Annotated in this window: 16 protein-coding genes; 11 read left to right on the forward strand and 5 right to left on the reverse strand. The window is 65.7% G+C overall.

Features of this window, described 5'->3' with window-relative positions; translation table 11 throughout:
• From ACIQ67_RS15640 to ACIQ67_RS15660, 5 genes are all read left to right on the forward strand, one after another.
• A partial coding sequence (locus ACIQ67_RS15640; RefSeq protein ID WP_397535305.1) for an FAD-dependent oxidoreductase occupies positions 1-335 on the forward strand: 335 nt, incomplete at its 5' end.
• Between the two features lie 5 nt (positions 336-340).
• Positions 341-1645, forward strand: coding sequence for an NAD-dependent dihydropyrimidine dehydrogenase subunit PreA (gene preA / locus ACIQ67_RS15645; RefSeq protein ID WP_397535306.1), 1305 nt, complete (start codon positions 341-343; stop codon positions 1643-1645).
• A gap of 85 nt (positions 1646-1730) precedes the next feature.
• Positions 1731-3176 carry an NCS1 family nucleobase:cation symporter-1 gene (locus tag ACIQ67_RS15650; RefSeq protein ID WP_397535307.1) on the forward strand — a complete coding sequence of 482 codons (1446 nt, stop codon included), beginning with the start codon at positions 1731-1733 and terminating at the stop codon, positions 3174-3176.
• Between the two features lie 35 nt (positions 3177-3211).
• The gene (gene hydA, locus ACIQ67_RS15655) at positions 3212-4666 is read left to right on the forward strand and encodes a dihydropyrimidinase (protein ID WP_397535308.1); all 1455 of its coding nucleotides are present in this window, start codon (positions 3212-3214) and stop codon (positions 4664-4666) included.
• A gap of 13 nt (positions 4667-4679) precedes the next feature.
• Positions 4680-5945 carry a Zn-dependent hydrolase gene (locus ACIQ67_RS15660; protein WP_397535309.1) on the forward strand — a complete coding sequence of 422 codons (1266 nt, stop codon included), beginning with the start codon at positions 4680-4682 and terminating at the stop codon, positions 5943-5945.
• A gap of 1 nt (position 5946) precedes the next feature.
• Here ACIQ67_RS15660 and ACIQ67_RS15665 read toward each other — a convergent pair whose 3' ends face one another.
• A complete protein-coding gene (locus ACIQ67_RS15665) occupies positions 5947-6432 on the reverse strand; it encodes a hypothetical protein (RefSeq protein WP_397535310.1) in 486 nt (161 codons plus the stop codon).
• Positions 6433-6582: 150 nt separating this feature from the next.
• Here ACIQ67_RS15665 and acnA point away from each other — a divergent pair, with 150 nt between their 5' ends.
• A complete protein-coding gene (gene acnA, locus ACIQ67_RS15670) occupies positions 6583-9318 on the forward strand; it encodes an aconitate hydratase AcnA (protein WP_397535311.1) in 2736 nt (911 codons plus the stop codon).
• Positions 9319-9333: 15 nt separating this feature from the next.
• On the opposite strand, the gene ACIQ67_RS15675 is transcribed toward acnA, so the two are convergent.
• The gene (locus ACIQ67_RS15675) at positions 9334-10038 is read right to left on the reverse strand and encodes a riboflavin synthase subunit alpha (RefSeq protein ID WP_397535312.1); all 705 of its coding nucleotides are present in this window, start codon (positions 10036-10038) and stop codon (positions 9334-9336) included.
• Positions 10039-10140: 102 nt separating this feature from the next.
• Positions 10141-10488, reverse strand: coding sequence for an ArsC family reductase (locus ACIQ67_RS15680; protein ID WP_397535313.1), 348 nt, complete (start codon positions 10486-10488; stop codon positions 10141-10143).
• A 44-nt stretch (positions 10489-10532) separates the two neighbouring features.
• Here ACIQ67_RS15680 and aat point away from each other — a divergent pair, with 44 nt between their 5' ends.
• A complete protein-coding gene (gene aat, locus ACIQ67_RS15685) occupies positions 10533-11315 on the forward strand; it encodes a leucyl/phenylalanyl-tRNA--protein transferase (RefSeq protein WP_397535314.1) in 783 nt (260 codons plus the stop codon).
• Positions 11312-12064, forward strand: a complete 753-nt coding sequence (locus ACIQ67_RS15690; RefSeq protein ID WP_397535315.1) for an arginyltransferase — start codon at positions 11312-11314, stop codon at positions 12062-12064. Before aat ends, ACIQ67_RS15690 begins: the two co-directional genes overlap by 4 nt.
• On the opposite strand, the gene ACIQ67_RS15695 is transcribed toward ACIQ67_RS15690, so the two are convergent.
• On the reverse strand, positions 12061-13185 hold the full coding sequence (locus ACIQ67_RS15695; RefSeq protein WP_397535316.1) for an NAD(P)/FAD-dependent oxidoreductase: 1125 nt from the start codon (positions 13183-13185) through the stop codon (positions 12061-12063). The genes ACIQ67_RS15690 and ACIQ67_RS15695 overlap by 4 nt on opposite strands.
• A gap of 71 nt (positions 13186-13256) precedes the next feature.
• Positions 13257-14024, reverse strand: a complete 768-nt coding sequence (locus ACIQ67_RS15700; RefSeq protein WP_397535317.1) for an NUDIX domain-containing protein — start codon at positions 14022-14024, stop codon at positions 13257-13259.
• Between the two features lie 360 nt (positions 14025-14384).
• Between ACIQ67_RS15700 and ACIQ67_RS15705 the strand changes: the two genes are divergently transcribed.
• The 3 genes from ACIQ67_RS15705 to ACIQ67_RS15715 form a co-directional block, all read left to right on the forward strand.
• The gene (locus tag ACIQ67_RS15705; protein WP_397535318.1) at positions 14385-14744 is read left to right on the forward strand and encodes a hypothetical protein; all 360 of its coding nucleotides are present in this window, start codon (positions 14385-14387) and stop codon (positions 14742-14744) included.
• Between the two features lie 27 nt (positions 14745-14771).
• Entirely contained in the window at positions 14772-15821 is a 1050-nt protein-coding gene (locus ACIQ67_RS15710) for a DPP IV N-terminal domain-containing protein (protein WP_397535319.1), read from the forward strand.
• A 62-nt stretch (positions 15822-15883) separates the two neighbouring features.
• Positions 15884-16568, forward strand: a 685-nt coding sequence (locus ACIQ67_RS15715) for a hypothetical protein (RefSeq protein ID WP_397535320.1), incomplete at its 3' end; no start/stop codon positions are given.

A 16568-nucleotide genomic window follows, 5' to 3' on the forward strand; every position in this document is an offset into this window, starting at 1 on the left:
CCGCGCCCAAACAGATCCTCTCAGAGGGCGGAACAGTTTCAGGCGTGGTGTTTGCGGTGACCGCGCTGCAGGACGGCACCCTGGTCGAGACCGGCGAGCAGTTCACGCTGCAGGCCGATCTGGTGCTGAAAGCCATCGGCCAGAGCTTCGTTCCCGTGGGTGTTGAGCTGGCGCTGCAAGGCGGCCGCATCGCCACCGACGTGGCAGGCAGGACCAGCCACGCCAAGGTCTGGGCCGGCGGCGACTGCCGCTTCGGCGGCCGCGACCTGACGGTCGAGGCGGTCGAACACGGCAAGCAGGCCGCCATCTCTATCGACGCATTCCTGAAGGGCTGACCATCATGGCTGACATCAGCAGCAACTTCCTGGGCATCAAGAGCCCGAATCCCTTCTGGCTGGCCTCGGCCCCGCCGACCGACAAGGAGATCAACGTCACCCGCGCCTTCGAGGCGGGCTGGGGTGGTGTGGTCTGGAAGACCCTGGGCGAAGACCCGCCGGTGGTCAATGTGTCCGGCCCGCGCTATGCCACGCTGATGAGCCAGGACCGGCGCGTGATCGGCCTGAACAACATCGAGCTGATCACCGACCGGCCGCTGCGCACCAATCTGGAAGAGATCAAGCGCGTCAAGCGCGCCTGGCCCGACCGGGCCATGATCGTCTCGCTGATGGTGCCCTGCAACGAAGACAGCTGGAAGGCCATCCTGCCCCTGGTCGAAGACACGGGCGCTGACGGCATCGAGCTGAACTTCGGCTGCCCGCATGGCATGAGCGAACGCGGCATGGGCTCGGCGGTGGGCCAGGTGCCCGAGTACATCCAGATGGTCACCGCCTGGTGCAAGCATTACTCCAAGCTGCCGGTGATCGTGAAGCTGACGCCCAACATCACCGATGTGCGTTTCCCGGCCCGCGCGGCCAAGGCCGGCGGCGCCGATGCGGTGAGCCTGATCAACACCATCAACTCGGTGATGGGCGTGGATCTGGACCGCATGGTGATGAACCCCAGCACCGACGGCTGGGGCTCGCATGGCGGCTACTGCGGCCCAGCGGTCAAGCCGATCGCACAGAACATGGTGGCCGAGATCGCGCGCGACCCGCTGACCGCCGGCCTGCCAATCTCGGGCATCGGCGGCATCAGCACCTGGCGCGATGCGGCCGAGTACATCGCGCTGGGCTGCGGCACGGTGCAGGTCTGCACCGCTGCGATGGTCTATGGCTTCAAGATCGTGCAGGACATGTGTTCGGGCCTCTCGAATTACATGGACGAGAAGGGCTACGCCAACATCGACGCGATGCGTGGCCTGGCCGTGCCGACGGTGAAGAACTGGAACCAGCTCAACCTCAACTACGTGGAGAAGGCCGTCATCAATCAGGACAGCTGCATCCAGTGCGGCCGCTGCCATGTGGTCTGCGAGGACACCTCGCACCAGGCCATCTTTGCCACGAAAAACGGTCAGCGCCACTTCGAGATCAATGAAGCCGAATGCGTGGGCTGCAACCTCTGCGTCTCGATCTGCCCGGTGCCCGACACGATCACGATGCGCCGCGTGATGCCGGGCGAAATCGACGCACGCACCGGCCAGCCGGTCAGCGGCGACTACGCCAACTGGACCCAGCACCCGAACAACCCGATGCGCGTCACGGCCTGAGCGGGTTTCCCATCTGGCGCAAAGGCCGCGCAGGCACAAAGCTTGCACAGCTGAAACCACCCAACTTAATCGACGGAGGATGAGCATGAGCAGCAGCATCGGCGCCACCCAGAGCGCTTCCGGCGCAGCGGACAACCCGCTGGCCAACGAGGACCTTCTGCCGACCACCGCCGCCCAGCGGCACTGGAACTGGAAGGACTACGCCGCGCTGTGGGTGGGTATGGTGGTCTGCGTGCCGACCTACACCATGGCCAGCTCGATGCTGGACCAGGGTTTCAGCTGGCAGATGGCGGTGTGGCTGGTCTTCCTGGCCAATGTGATCGTGCTGATTCCGATGGTGCTGATCGGCCGCGTCGGCCCCAAGCATGGCATCCCCTTCCCGGTGCTGGCGCGCGCGTCCTTTGGCGTCAAGGGCGCCAACCTGCCTGCCGTGTTGCGCGGCCTGGTGGCCTGCGGCTGGTTCTCGATCAACTGCTACTTCGGCGCGCTGGCCTTGCACGGCTTCCTGAACGTGCTGGGCATGGGCCTAGCCGGGCCGGCAGCGGGCGAGACCATCAGCAACTCGCAGTTCATGTGCTTCCTGGCATTTTGGGCGCTGCACATCTGGTTCATCTGGAAAGGCCCCGAGTCCATCCGCAAGCTGGAAGTGATCGCCGCGCCGCTGATGATTGGCGCCTCGCTGCTGCTGGTGGTGGTGCTGATGATGAAAGTGCCTGGTGGCCAGCTGCTGGACCTGCCGGCCAAGGTGGTCGAGGGCGGGCCCAAGACCTGGGCGGCGCTGACCGGCCTGGTGGGCTTCTGGGCCACGCTGGCGCTGAACATCCCCGACTTCACCCGCTTCGCCAAGAGCCAGAAGGACCAGGTGCTGGGCCAGGCCATCGGCCTGCCGATTCCGATGGCGCTGTTCTCGATGGTGGGTGTGATCGGCTTCTCGGCCTCGGCCATCCTCTATGGCAAGGCGCAGCTCTTCCCCGATGGCCTGCTGACGCAGATGGGCCCGGTGGCCGCCGGCGTCGGCCTGCTGGTCATCCTGCTGGCCAACCTGACCACCAATGTGGCGGCCAATCTGGTCTCGCCCTCGTATGACTTCAGCCAGATCGCGCCCAGCAAGATCAGCTTCCGCATGGGCGGCCTGATCGCTGCGCTGATCGGCCTGGTCTTCATGCCCTGGAAGCTGCTGGCTACCTCGGGCGGCTATCTGTTCACCTGGCTGGGCGGGTACGGCACGCTGCTGGGCGCCATCGCCGGCATCTTGCTGGTGGACTACTACCTGGTGCGCAAGACCGAGCTCAAAGTCGACGATCTCTACCGCCGCGGCGGCGAATACGAGTACAGCGGCGGCTGGAACATCCAGGCGCTGATCGCCTTCGCGCTGGGCGTTCTGCCCTGCCTGCCGGGCTATCTGGCGGTGTCCGGCCTGGTGGCCAAGGACAGCGTGCCGCCGCTGCTGCTGGGCCTGTTCGACTTCGGCTGGTTCTTCAGCCTGGCCGTCGCCGGCAGCTACTACTACCTGACGGCCAAGAAGCGCTGAATTCAGGCGCACGACCGCTTCACGAGGAGACATCGATGAACCAGAAGCCCCTGTTGATCCGCGGCGGTACGGTGGTGAACGCCGACCGCGAATTTGCTGCCGATGTGCTGTGCGTCGACGGCAAGATCGCGGCGATCGGCGCGCGCGCCATGGCCGAGGCGCCCGCGGGCTGCGAGACGCTCGATGCCTCGGGCCAGTACCTGCTGCCCGGCGGCATCGATCCGCACACGCATATGCAGCTGCCCTTCATGGGCACGGTGACGATGGACGACTTCTTCACCGGCACGGCGGCGGGGCTGGCGGGCGGCACCACTTCCATCATCGACTTCGTGATTCCGAATCCGCAGCAGCCGCTGATGGAGGCCTACCAGACCTGGCGCGGCTGGGCCGAGAAGTCGGCCGCGGACTATGGCTTCCATGTCGCTGTCACCTGGTGGGACGATAGCGTGCATGCGGACATGGGCCGGCTCGTGAAGGAAGAAGGCATCAACAGCTTCAAGCACTTCATGGCCTACAAGAACGCCATCATGTGCGACGACGAGACCCTGGTGAACAGCTTCAAGCGTGCGCTTGAACTGGGCGCGATGCCCACCGTGCATGCCGAGAACGGCGAGCTGGTCTATCTGCTGCAGCAGGAGGTGGCCAAGATGGGCATCACCGGCCCCGAAGGCCATCCGCTGTCGCGCCCGCCGATGGTCGAGGGCGAGGCGGCCAACCGCGCCATCGCCATCGCCGATGTGTTGGGCGTGCCGATCTACATCGTCCATGTGTCATGCATCGAGAGCGCCGAAGCGATCGCGCGGGCCCGCGCCCGCGGTCAGCGCGTCTACGGCGAGGTACTGGCCGGCCATCTGCTGATCGACGACAGCGTCTACCGGCACCCCGACTTCGCGACCGCGGCGGCCCATGTGATGAGCCCGCCCTTCCGGCCCAAGATCCACCAGGACTTTCTGTGGCGCGGCCTGCAGAGCGGCCAGCTTCACACCACCGCCACCGACCACTGCACCTTCTGCGCCGAGCAGAAGGCCGCTGGCCTCGCCAACTTCGCGAAGATTCCGAATGGCTGCGGCGGCGTCGAGGAGCGCATGGCGGTCATCTGGGATGCCGGCGTCAACAGCGGCCGGCTCACGCCATCCGAGTTCGTCGCCATCACCTCAGCCAACACCGCCAAGCTCTTCAACCTCTATCCGCAAAAGGGTTGCATCGGCGAGGGTGCTGACGCCGACCTGGTGCTGTGGGACCCGCAGGGCACGAAGACCCTCTCCGCCAAGACCCAGCACAGCAAGGGCGACTTCAATATCTTCGAGGGCCGCCAGGTGCGCGGCATTCCCAGCCACACCATCAGCCAGGGCGTGCTGGTCTATGCCCAGGGCGAGCTGCGCGCCACGCCGGGCGCGGGCCGCTACCTGAAGCGCCCGGCTTTCGGACCCGATTTCCAGGCCGCCAAGGCCCGCGCGCAAGATCTGGCCCCGACGGCCGTAGCGCGTTGAAGGAGTAGCAAGAATGGATACCAGGACTCAGCCGAACATCAGCGTGCTGCGCATCGACGGCCAGCGCCTCTGGAACAGCCTCATGGAGCTGGCCCGCATCGGCGCCACCGACAAGGGCGGCGTCTGCCGCCTGGCCCTGACCGAACTCGACAAGCAGGGTCGCGACCTGGTGACGCGCTGGGCACGCGAGGCCGGCATGAGCGTCACTGTCGACAAGATCGGCAATGCCTTCATGCGCCGCCCCGGCCGCAACAACGCCCTGCCGCCGGTGATGACCGGCAGCCATATCGACACCCAACCCACAGGGGGCAAGTTCGATGGCAACTACGGCGTGCTGGCCGGCCTGGAGGTGGTGCGCACGCTCAATGAGCATGGCATCGAAACCGAGGCGCCGATCGAGGTGGCGTTCTGGACCAATGAGGAAGGCTCGCGCTTCGTGCCGGTGATGATGGGCTCGGGCGTATTCGCCAAGGCCTTCACGCTGGAGCATGCCTATGCGGCTACAGATGCCGAGGGCAAGAGCGTCAAGGACGAACTCGCGCGGATCGGCTACATCGGCCCAGAGGAGCCCGGTGATCACCCCATCGGCAGCTACTTCGAGACCCATATCGAGCAGGGCCCGGTGCTGGAGGACCACGACAAGACCATCGGTGTGGTCACCGGCGTGCTGGGCATACGCTGGTACGACTGCACCGTCACCGGCATGGAAGCCCATGCCGGCCCGACGCCGATGGCGCTGCGCAAGGATGCCTTGCAGGTGGCCAGCCGGCTGATGCAGGAGGTGGTGGCCTGCGCGCACCGCCATCCGCCGCATGGCCGCGGCACGGTGGGCATGGTGCAGGTGCACCCCAACAGCCGCAACGTGATTCCGGGCCGCGTGAAGTTCAGCATCGACCTCCGCAATGCCAGCGATGCCTTGTGTGAGGCGATGGATGCCGACATCCGCGCCGTGGCGGCCCGGCTCACTGCCGAAACCGGCCTGCCCATCGTCATCGAGCCCGTGTCAGCCTACCCGGCCCAACCCTTCGATGCAGGCTGCGTGGATGCGGTGGCCCGGGCCGCACAGGCCTTGGGCTATTCGGCCATGCCGGCCGTGTCGGGCGCCGGACACGACGCCGTCTACATGGCAAGGCTGGCACCGGCCGGCATGATCTTCATCCCCTGCAAGGACGGCATCAGCCACAACGAGATCGAGGACGCCAAGCCCGAACACATCGAAGCTGGCTGCAATGTCTTGCTGCATGCGATGCTGGAACGGGCTGGCGTGCCGGGCGCCTGACTCAGTCACGCCCGTGGCCATGGCCTCGACCGTGGCCGTCTCGCCAGCCGTCGCGGCGATCATCCCAGCGGTCTTCGCGGCGCTCACCGCGGCGCTCATCCCGACGATCACGGCGGTACTCCGGATGACGGTCGTAGTAATGCGGCACATAGTCGCGCTGGTACCAGTCCTCGCGCACGAAATAGACCGGCCGGCCGCAAGCGTCGTAGCGGCTGCAATGCTTGCGCCAGTGGCGCTCATGACCGGGCGGAACGCGCAGATAGACCGGCGCATAGACCACCCGCGGAGCCCGGTGGATCAGCACCGGCTCGGCATAGATCAGGCGCGGTCGTGGCGCGTCACCGAGATCGATGCGGCCATAGAAGCCCGGCTGTCCAATCTGAACCGACACACCGACATCCAGATCGCGAGCCTGCGCGCCAGGCAGGCAGGCTGCGAGGCCGATGCCCAGTCCACCCAGCATCACCAGCAAGTTCTTGATCGCCATCGAACATCTCCTTGGTCCGCCTGTTCAACGCACCAAGCAGCCTGGCGATGACCGCTGAAACCAAGGTTTACACCTTGCCGGATTGCCCCTTGTCATGAAATCCGGCCGGGGGCTGCGCACAATGCCTGCATCCCGAACCAGGAGAAGCCCATGTCCGCAGCCAGCTCGCACCCCTTCGACGACACGCTGAGCGAATTCAGCACCGCTTCCGGACGCAGCGGGCGGTTCTACTCACTGCCGCGCCTGGCCGGGCGCTATCCAAATGTCGAACGACTGCCGGTGTCGCTGCGCATCGTGCTGGAGTCGGTGCTGCGCAACTGCGACGGCCTGAAGGTCAGCCCCGAGCATGTGGCCCAGCTCGCCAATTGGCAGCCGGTGGCCGAGCGCAGCGCCGAGATTCCCTTTGTCGTCGCCCGCGTGGTCTTGCAGGACTTCACCGGCGTGCCCTTGCTGGCCGATCTGGCCGCGATGCGCAATGTGGCGCAGGCCGCCGGCCTGGATGCCAAGCGCATCGAGCCGCTGGTGCCGGTAGACCTGGTGGTGGATCACTCGGTAATGATCGACCACTACGGGAACAAGCAGGCGCTGGACCTGAACATGAAGCTGGAGTTCGAGCGCAACCGCGAGCGCTACGAGTTCATGAAGTGGGGCATGCAGGCCTTCGACACCTTCGGCGTCGTGCCGCCGGGCTTCGGCATCGTGCACCAGGTCAATCTGGAATACCTGGCCCGTGGCGTGCACAAGAGCGGCAAGAAGGGTGCGCGGCTCTACTACCCGGACAGCCTGGTCGGCACCGACAGCCACACCACCATGATCAACGGCATCGGCGTGGTCGGCTGGGGCGTGGGCGGCATCGAGGCCGAGGCCGGCATGCTGGGCCAGCCGGTCTATTTCCTGACGCCGGATGTGGTGGGTTTCGAGCTGAAGGGCCGGCTCCGAGAAGGCGTGACTGCCACCGATCTGGTGCTCACCGTGACGGAGATCCTGCGCCGCGAGAAGGTGGTCGGCAAGTTCGTCGAGTTCTTCGGCGAAGGCACCGAGAGTCTGGCCGTGCCAGACCGCGCGACGATTGCCAATATGGCTCCCGAGTACGGAGCCACCATGGGCTTCTTCCCGGTGGACGACAAGACGCTGGACTATTTCCGCGGCACCGGCCGCAGCAAGGCCGAGATCGAGGCCTTCGAGGCCTACTTCAAGGCCCAGGGTCTGTTCGGCGTGCCCAAGCCCGGCAGCATCGACTACAGCCAACTGGTGACGCTGGACCTGGGCACGGTCGTGCCTTCGCTGGCCGGCCCGAAGCGGCCGCAGGATCGGATCGAGATCACCGACCTGTCCTCCACCTTCGCGCGCCTGTTCAGCGCACCAGCGGCGGCCAACGGTTTCAACCAGCCTGCGCCCAAGCTGGATCAGGTCTTCAGCACCCGCAGCGGCCAGGCCATCCGCAACGGCGACGTGCTGATCGCCGCCATCACCTCCTGCACCAACACCTCCAACCCCGGCGTGCTGCTGGCGGCCGGACTGCTGGCCAAGAAGGCGGTGAAGGCAGGCTTGCGCGTGCAGCCGCACATCAAGACATCGCTGGCGCCGGGTTCGCGCATCGTCACCGAGTATCTGGAGAAGGCTGGCCTGCTGCCCTATCTGGAGAAGCTGGGCTTCAACGTGGCGGCCTACGGCTGCACCACCTGCATCGGCAACGCCGGCGATCTGACGCCCGAACTCAATGAGGTGATCACCGCCAACGAGCTGGTCTGCGCTGCGGTCTTGTCGGGCAACCGCAATTTCGAGGCCCGCATCCATCCGAACCTGAAGGCCAACTTCCTGGCCTCGCCGCCGCTGGTGCTGGCCTATGCCATCGCCGGCAATGTACGGGTGGACCTGATGACGCAGCCGCTGGGCCAGGGCAAGAACGGGCGCGACATCTATCTGGGCGACGTCTGGCCCAGCAGCGAGGAAGTGCACGCCCTGATGAAGGTGGCGATGAACCCGAAGGCCTACCGGGAGAACTACGCCAAGGTCGACCGCAAGCCCGGCAAGCTCTGGCAGCAGATCGGCGGCGCGAGCGGCGATGTCTACAGCTGGCCCGCCAGCAGCTACATCGCGCAGCCGCCCTTCTTCAAGAACTTCACGCAGCAGCCTGTGTTCGCCGCCGAGGGTCAGGACGGTGTCAAGGGCGCCCGCATCATGGCGCTGTTCGGCGACTCCATCACCACCGACCACATCTCGCCGGCCGGCTCGATCAAGGACAGCTCACCCGCTGGCCAATATCTACAGAGCCTGGGCGTCGGCAAGGCCGACTTCAACAGCTACGGCTCGCGCCGCGGCAACCATGAGGTGATGATGCGTGGCACCTTTGCCAACGTGCGCATCAAGAATCTGATGCTGCCGGCCGGCGCTGACGGCAGCCGCGAGGAAGGCGGCCTGACCCTGCAGCAACCCGGCGGCGAGAAGCGTTTCATCTACGACGCCGCCATGCAGTACATGGCGGCCGGTACGCCGACCGTGATCTTCGCCGGCGAGGAATACGGCACCGGCTCCAGCCGCGACTGGGCGGCCAAGGGCACACAGCTGCTGGGCATCAAGGCGGTGGTGGCGCGCAGCTTCGAGCGAATCCATCGCTCCAATCTGGTCGGTATGGGCGTGCTGCCGCTGCAGTTCAAGCCGGGCGAAAGCTGGGAGAGCCTGGGCCTGAAGGGAGACGAGCTGATCGATATCGTGATCGACGGTGCGCTGCGCCCGCAGCGCGAAGTGCGCCTGATCGTGCAGCGCAGCGACGGCAGCAGCAGCGAGCACGCGCTGATCCTGCGCATCGACACGCCGATCGAGGTGGACTACTACCGCCACGGCGGCATCCTGCCCTTCGTGCTGCGGCAGTTGCTGGCGGGCTGAGACAGGGCGGCTCGGTCAGGGCGTCAGGCGCGGGGCTTCAAGAAGCCCGTCCAGCGTCTGCCCCTGATGGGCCAACAACCTCTCCAAGGCCGGCAACAGCGGCCCCAGCTTTTCCTCGATCGCATCACGCACCGTATCGACGAAGACCTGCGTCTGGCGCTCGATCTCGATGTTCAGGCGCGCGCCGACATCCTTGTCGCCGAAGGTCGTCATGCGCAGCGTCTCGGGGATCAGCCAGACCTCGAACCAGCCAGCCTGGCGATCCGCATCGGCAACCGTCAGGCTGGCGCCGTTGATCGCGATATAGCCTTTGGCGAAGACATAACGCATCCACGGCGCGGGCACGGCGATGCGGATCACATGGTTGTTCTCGGGTCGGCGGATCTCGGCGATGGTGGCCATGAAATCGATATGGCCTGACAGCGGATGGCCGCCGATCTCAGCGCCGTCGCGGGCCGCGCGCTCCACATTGATGCGGCTGCCGACCGTCAGCTCGGCCAGCGTGGTCAGCGCCAGGCTTTGCTGCATCACATCGAAGTCGGCCTGGTCCGGCCCCTTCAGCGCGGTGACCGTCAGGCACACGCCGTCGCTGGCGACGCTGGCGCCGATCTCCAGCCCCTGGCAAAAGCCGCTGGGGAACTGCAGCGTGAAGCTGCGCAGACCCGGGCGGTCGGTGATAGCGGCGACAGTGGCGATGCCTTGAACGATGCCTGTAAACATGGGGACCAGCTCAGCCTTGGAAGCAAGGCCGGCAGCTTACCAGTTGGCTTCGCGATCGGCCTCGTGCCTAGAGGGTGAGGTCAATCCACCCTCCGGCAGCACTCAACGCTGTGCAGCGAACAGCTCGTCCGAGAAGCCCACCGTCAGGCGGCTATCGGCCCACTGCACCAGCGGGCGCTTGATGACGCTGGGCTGGGCCTGCATCAACGCCGCCGCGCTGGCTGCGTCCACCACCGCAGCCTTGCTCGCCTCGTCCAGCTTGCGCCAGGTGGTGCCGGCTCGGTTGAGCAGCTTCTCCCAGCCGAGTTCGCTCAGCCAACGCTGCAGCTCAGGCACCGGGACGCCGGCCTTCTTGTAGTCATGGAATCGGTATTCCATGTGATGGGCGTCGAGCCAGGCGCGGGCGCGCTTGACGGTATCGCAGTTGGGAATGCCGTAGACGGTGATCATTGCTTCGACAGATTAAACGGAGCCGGCACGCTACCATGAAGCCGATGATTGACTGGCTTGACGAAGCTTCGCTGGACTTCCCGCCCAGCGCCCAGGCGCTGGGGCCTGATTCCGACGCCCCTGGCTTGCTGGCCGCGGGCGGCGATCTGAGCCCTGCCCGACTCCAGGCCGCCTATTCGCGTGGCATTTTCCCCTGGTACGGCGACGGACAACCCATCTTGTGGTGGTACCCGGACCCGCGCATGGTGCTGCAGGCGCGCCACTTCAAGCTGCAGCGCTCGCTGCGCAAGACCATCAATCGCTTTGCCGCCACACCCGGCTGCGAGATCCGCGTGGACAGCGCGACGCAGCAGGTGCTGGCCGCTTGCGCCAATGCCCCGCGAGAAGGCCAGGCGGGCACCTGGATCCTGCCCGAGATGCAGGCGGCTTATCTGCGCTGGGCGAGGCTGGGCGTGGTGCACAGCATCGAAACCTGGATCGATGGCGAGCTGGCTGGCGGCCTGTACGGCGTCAACCTGGGCCGCATGTTCTTCGGCGAATCGATGTTCATGCGGCGCACTGACGCCTCCAAGATCGCACTGGCGGCCCTGGTCTGCCTGTGCCGGGAACATGGCGTCGAATGGATCGACTGCCAGCAGAACACCGGCCATCTGGCCTCGCTAGGTGCGTTCGAGATGCCTCGCTCAGCATTCGAGGCCCATTTGGCGCGCACCGTTGCACAAGTCGCACCGGCCTCCTGGGCTTTCCACCCCAAACTGTGGCGGCATCTGCAGGCAGAATCCGGCACTGAAGAATCCACCCCGACCCAGCGAGACACTGCCCCGTGACGCATCCCAAAGAGCTTCCGCTGACCCAGCTGCAGTTCTATGCGACAGCACCCTACCCCTGCAGCTATCTGCCGGATCGGCAGGCGCGCTCGCAGGTGGCCACGCCAAGCCACCTGATCCACGCGGACGCCTACTCAAGCCTGGTGGATGCGGGCTTTCGCCGCAGCGGGCTGTTCACCTACCGCCCCTATTGCGATGGCTGCAAGGCCTGCGTGCCGATGCGGGTGCCGGTGGCGCGTTTCGTGCCCAACCGAAGCCAGCGCCGTGCCTGGCGCCAGCACAGCAACCTGCAGGTGCGCGTGATGCGGCTGGACTACACCGAAGAGCATTACCAGCTCTATCTGCGCTACCAGGCCGGCCGCCATGCCGGCGGCGGCATGGATCACGACAGCGTCGACCAGTACACCCAATTCCTGCTGCAAAGCCGGGTCAACTCGCGCCTGGTGGAGTTCCGCGAGCCGGCAGCAGATGGCGGCGCCGGCGTGCTGAAGATGGTGTCCATCCTCGACATGCTGAGCGACGGACTCTCGGCCGTCTACACCTTCTACGAGCCGGAGGCCGAGGCCAGCTACGGCAGCTACAACGTGTTGTGGCAGATCCAGCAGACGCGCCAGCTCGGCCTGCAACACCTCTACCTCGGCTACTGGATCGCCGAGAGCCCGAAGATGGCCTACAAGGCGCGCTTCCGCCCGCACCAGATGCTGGTCGACGGGCAGTGGCAGGAGCAGCTGCCAACGGACGGCACTTAAACGCCCAGCCGCGCCAGCACCTCGTCGGCAATCGCCAGACTGCTGGTCAAGCCCGGCGACTCGATGCCGAGCAGATTCACCAGCCCTGCGATGCCATGCGCGCCCGGGCCGTCGATGCGGAAGTCAGGCGCCGGTTGATCCGGCCCATGGATCTTTGGCCGCACGCCGCTGTAGGCCGGCTGCAGCGCACCGTCTGGCAGGCCCGGCCAGTAGCGCCGCACATCGGCATAGAAAGCCTCGGCACGCGCCCCGTCCACCCGGTAGTCGATGGCCGCGGGGTCGGTGCCAGCCGGCAGCCACTGCGCATCCGGGCCGAAGCGCGCCTGCCCGCCCAGGTCCAGCGTCAGATGTACGCCCAGCCAGGCGTCCTGCGGCAGCGGATAAACCAGCCGCCCGAACGGCGCGCGTCCGGCGAGCGAGAAGTAGCAGCCCTTGCTGAAATGCGCCGGTGGTGCAAATCGGGCATCCAGATCCTCAGTGGCCGCGGCCACGGCGGGCGCCCACAAGCCGGCCGCATTGACCACGATGCGCGCCTGGAGCTCCATCTCGACGCCCTCGCTGCGCACGCGCAAGACATGACCCTCAGCGCTCGCCACGATGGCTTGCACGGTTGACGCCAGCCCGACCGCGCCACCCGCGCGTTCGAGATCGCCCTGCAGCGCCAGCATCAGCCCATGGCTGTCGACAATGCCGGTGGACGGCGACAGCAAGGCGGCCTCGCAGGCCAGCGCTGGCTCAAGTTCACGCGCTTGGTCACCGGAGAGCCAGCGCAGATCATTCACGTCGTTGCGCGCCGCCTTGTCGGCCAAGGCTCTCAGACCGGCCAGTTGTGATGCATCCGTCGCCACGATGAGCTTGCCGCAGCGGCGATGGGCAATGCCATGGCTTTCGCACAAGGCATACAGCTGCTGCTTGCCACGCACGCACAAGCGCGCCTTCAAGGACCCTTCGGGGTAGTAGATGCCGGCGTGGATGACTTCACTGTTGCGCGAGCTGACGCCCGTGCCGATCGCGTTTTCCCGCTCGAGCACGAGAGTTTCCAGGCCGCGCTGCGCGAGCGCCCGGCCCACCGCAAGTCCCACCACCCCGGCGCCCACAACAACTGCATCCACTGTATCCATGGCTGCATTGTGCAAGCCCGCTCAAGCGCACCGGACGCCGATGATTCGCATTGCGCCCACCCGAATGCCGCTCAGCCCTTGCGGCCGAACTGCCGGATCACCGCCTCAGCGTCCGGGCTGAACTCGCCAGCATCCAGGCGCTCGCTGAGCTCATCTGGCAACAGGCAGAGAAACTCGCTGACCTCACCATCGCGGTTGCCGGGTTCAAAGCCAGGCGGCAGTTCCAGCGAAAACACATGCAGGACCTCGTCATGCAGGCCTTCTGGTTCGATGCGCCGGCTGCGCAAGGCGCCAGTGGGCCGCAGGCCCAGCGACAGCGCTGCTGGAACGCCGGCCTCTTCCCACAGCTCGCGCCGGGCGCAGTCCAGCAAAGACTCGCCGGCTGCCAGGCCGCCAGCAGCACAGTTGTCCAAGCGGCCAGGGTCGGTTGCCTTGTGCAAGGCGCGACGGCCGCAGACCATGCGACCGTCCGGCAGCCAGGCGTTGACATGCACGGCGCGACTCATCAGACCGAAGAAGCGAAAGGCGGCTCGCTCCAGGCGAAACAGCTCACTGCCAAAGCCGGCACAAGGATCAGACACCGGACGCTCGCAGGCATAGGCCTCATTGCGCCAGCCGGAGATCTCGCCGCGCTCTCGCAACAACAGGGCGAGTGCCGCCATCGCCTCGCCAGGTGATTCGCCGGCCCAGCACAGTTCATCGGACCTCAGGGCTGCGCCCGGCAGCCAGCGCGCTGCAAGTGCCGCACGATGCGGGCTCAGGCAGCCGACGGGCACGCCCTGCACCGTCAGGCGCAGCCACTCGGCAGGGAGGGATTCGAGCTGGGTGGTTCTGACCATGGCCGTGGATTGTGCAGTCGCCTGCATGCCATGCATGCCGGCCTGGACAAGCGACTGCGACGCGGTCAGACGCCGGAGGCGACGACGTCCGCCGAAGCTCTACCCCCCCAACCTTAGGTGTCAGCGCCTCAATCCGGCAACACGCCTCCCACGGGTTGATGAGCCGTCGGACGCCATTCACTCGTCGACCGCCCGTTCTCATTGCGCTGGATCAACAGAGTGATTCCCACAAGCCCTACTGTCAACGAAGGTTCAAAGCTGCATCGACGGCTGGCTCCGGATCCCCTCCACGCGAGGCACCGAGACAAGCCAGTCCGCTACAGCATCCGCCCCAGGTTCTTTGCAACGTCGGAGTTCATGATGAAGATGTCCTTGATCCGCCAACGTCTCGTCTCGCAGCTGAAGTCAGCTTCAGCGCTCGCGACAGGACTGCTCTTCTGCACGCTGGCCGTTGCAGCCCAGCCCTTCTTCAGCGGCCCGTCGGTCACCAAGGTCGCGGCCGAAACCAGCTTCTCCGGGAAGGGCTTCGTTCCTAACTCTTCAGTGACTGTGATGGTGAAAGACCCCAAGGGCCAGGCCTCCGGGTACAGCGCCGTCGTCGCCGCTGACGGATCGCTGAGCTACCGAATCGTCCCGCAGAACAGCGGCGCCTACACGCTGACCGTGACGGACAGCAGCGGCAAGGCCCTTGTCAGCGCCGTCTTCGCTGCACTGCCCTGAAGCAGGCGAGATCACGAGGAGCACGAGATGCATCACTTCAAAGTCAGCCTCATGCTCGGGGCGCTGCTCCAGCTCGCGGCATTGCCCTCCACTGCCTTTGCGTCGACGGGCGAGATCCTGTTCACATCCAATCGCCACGGCGGGAGCTTCGAGCTCTATCGAATGGCGGCTGACGGCGCGCAGGTGCGTCGGATCACGCCAGAGCGTGGTGAAGCGAGCGACATGAGTTGGTCACCCGACGGCAGCAAAGTGCTCTACGTCGCGCGCCGGGACCGCAAGGTGGACGTCTACGTCACCTCCACGGCTGACGGCAGCACGCAGCGGCTGACCCACGACGCGCTACCCAGCGCCATGCCAGTCTGGGCGCCAGACGGGAAGACGATTGCCTTCGTTTCCATGCGTGAGGGAAGCCGCAAGATCTATCTGATGGCTGCCGATGGCAGCCAGCAGCGGCGACTGACCCAGAACGATGGCGATGATGAGATCGCCCCGCGCTTCTCGCCGGACGGCAAAAGACTTGCCTACATGGCCGCAAACGAGAAGGTAACCCCTCGCGTCAGCGTCTCTGACTTGCAGACTGGCGTGGCCCGCATCGTCAGCAACACGCCCATAGGCAGCTTCGAGACACCGCCAACGTGGTCGCCCGATGGTCAGAGGCTCACATTCAGTGTGATCAAGAGTGGCACGGGCCAGATCGTCAGCATGCGGGCCGATGGTTCAGACCGCCGGCAACTGACACAGGCAGAGGCCCGACATAACAGCCCGCAGTGGTCACCTGACGGGAAGAGCATTCTCTACACGGCCGTGCCAGCGGACGCGATGTTTCAAAGCATCTACGTGATGGATGCGGACGGCAAAAACTCCCGCAAGGTCTATGGCGGTGCGCGCGAGGTGCTGACGGCTCGCTGGTCTGAACGGGGAGAACGGATCGTGTTCGTCGAGTTGAGCGCTGACGGAAGCAAGATCTTCTCCGTCGACACACAGGGGCTGCTGCCCCAGCGCCTTTCCGATGACAGCGGGGCCGACACCGGCCTGGAAGTCTGCTGCAACCAGGCCCGGGCGACGCTCGATCGCTAGCAGCCAAGGGCCGGCAAGCCGCGCCCACTTTTGAACACCTTACATCTGTTGTCGGAGGTTTCATGAAGCCAGTTCTGTGCAGTCAAGTCCGGTCGACTCGCTCGGCCACCCGTTGGGCCGTCGTCGCTGCAGGCATGGCGATGCTCAGCCCTGCCGCAGATGCGGCCGGCAAGACCTACACGCTCAACGTTGATTTCTCCCTTGGCCTGCTGGAGAACCTGAATTACCTGTCGGTTCCCAACCAGTTGCAGGTGAACCTGGTCGGCGTCGGCTCGCAGTACATCTTCGTTGCGAACCACAACGAAGACTCCGTGTCCAAGTTCGATACCCGCACCATCAAGGGCCCCGGAGGCAACGTCCTGGCACCCGGCAAAGAGGTCGCGCGATACAAGTCATATGCGGGCAGTCCTGGCGCCAGCAACGGCGGACAGCCCTCGCGAATCGCCATCGACGTTGACGGCAACGCGTACGTGCTGAACCGAATGACCGGTATCAACGCACCGCCCTACCTGATGAAGATCCTGGTCGACACGGCCTTGGATCGAAACAGCAACGGTCTCATCGACACCTCGGAGGAAAGCAACGCAATTACCGGAATACAGGCAGCGGAGATGAAGCCGCTGAGCGCCAATACGAATGCCGGCATCGGCGACGAGCGCGTCGCCTGGATTGCACCGATCGGCACCGGCACCTCCTTCGGCCGCTCGGTATGCATCGCACCGGATGGCAAGCTTTGGGTGGGCATCT

The organism is Roseateles sp. (genome assembly GCF_044373315.1).
GTDB lineage: Bacteria > Pseudomonadota > Gammaproteobacteria > Burkholderiales > Burkholderiaceae_C > JACDQM01.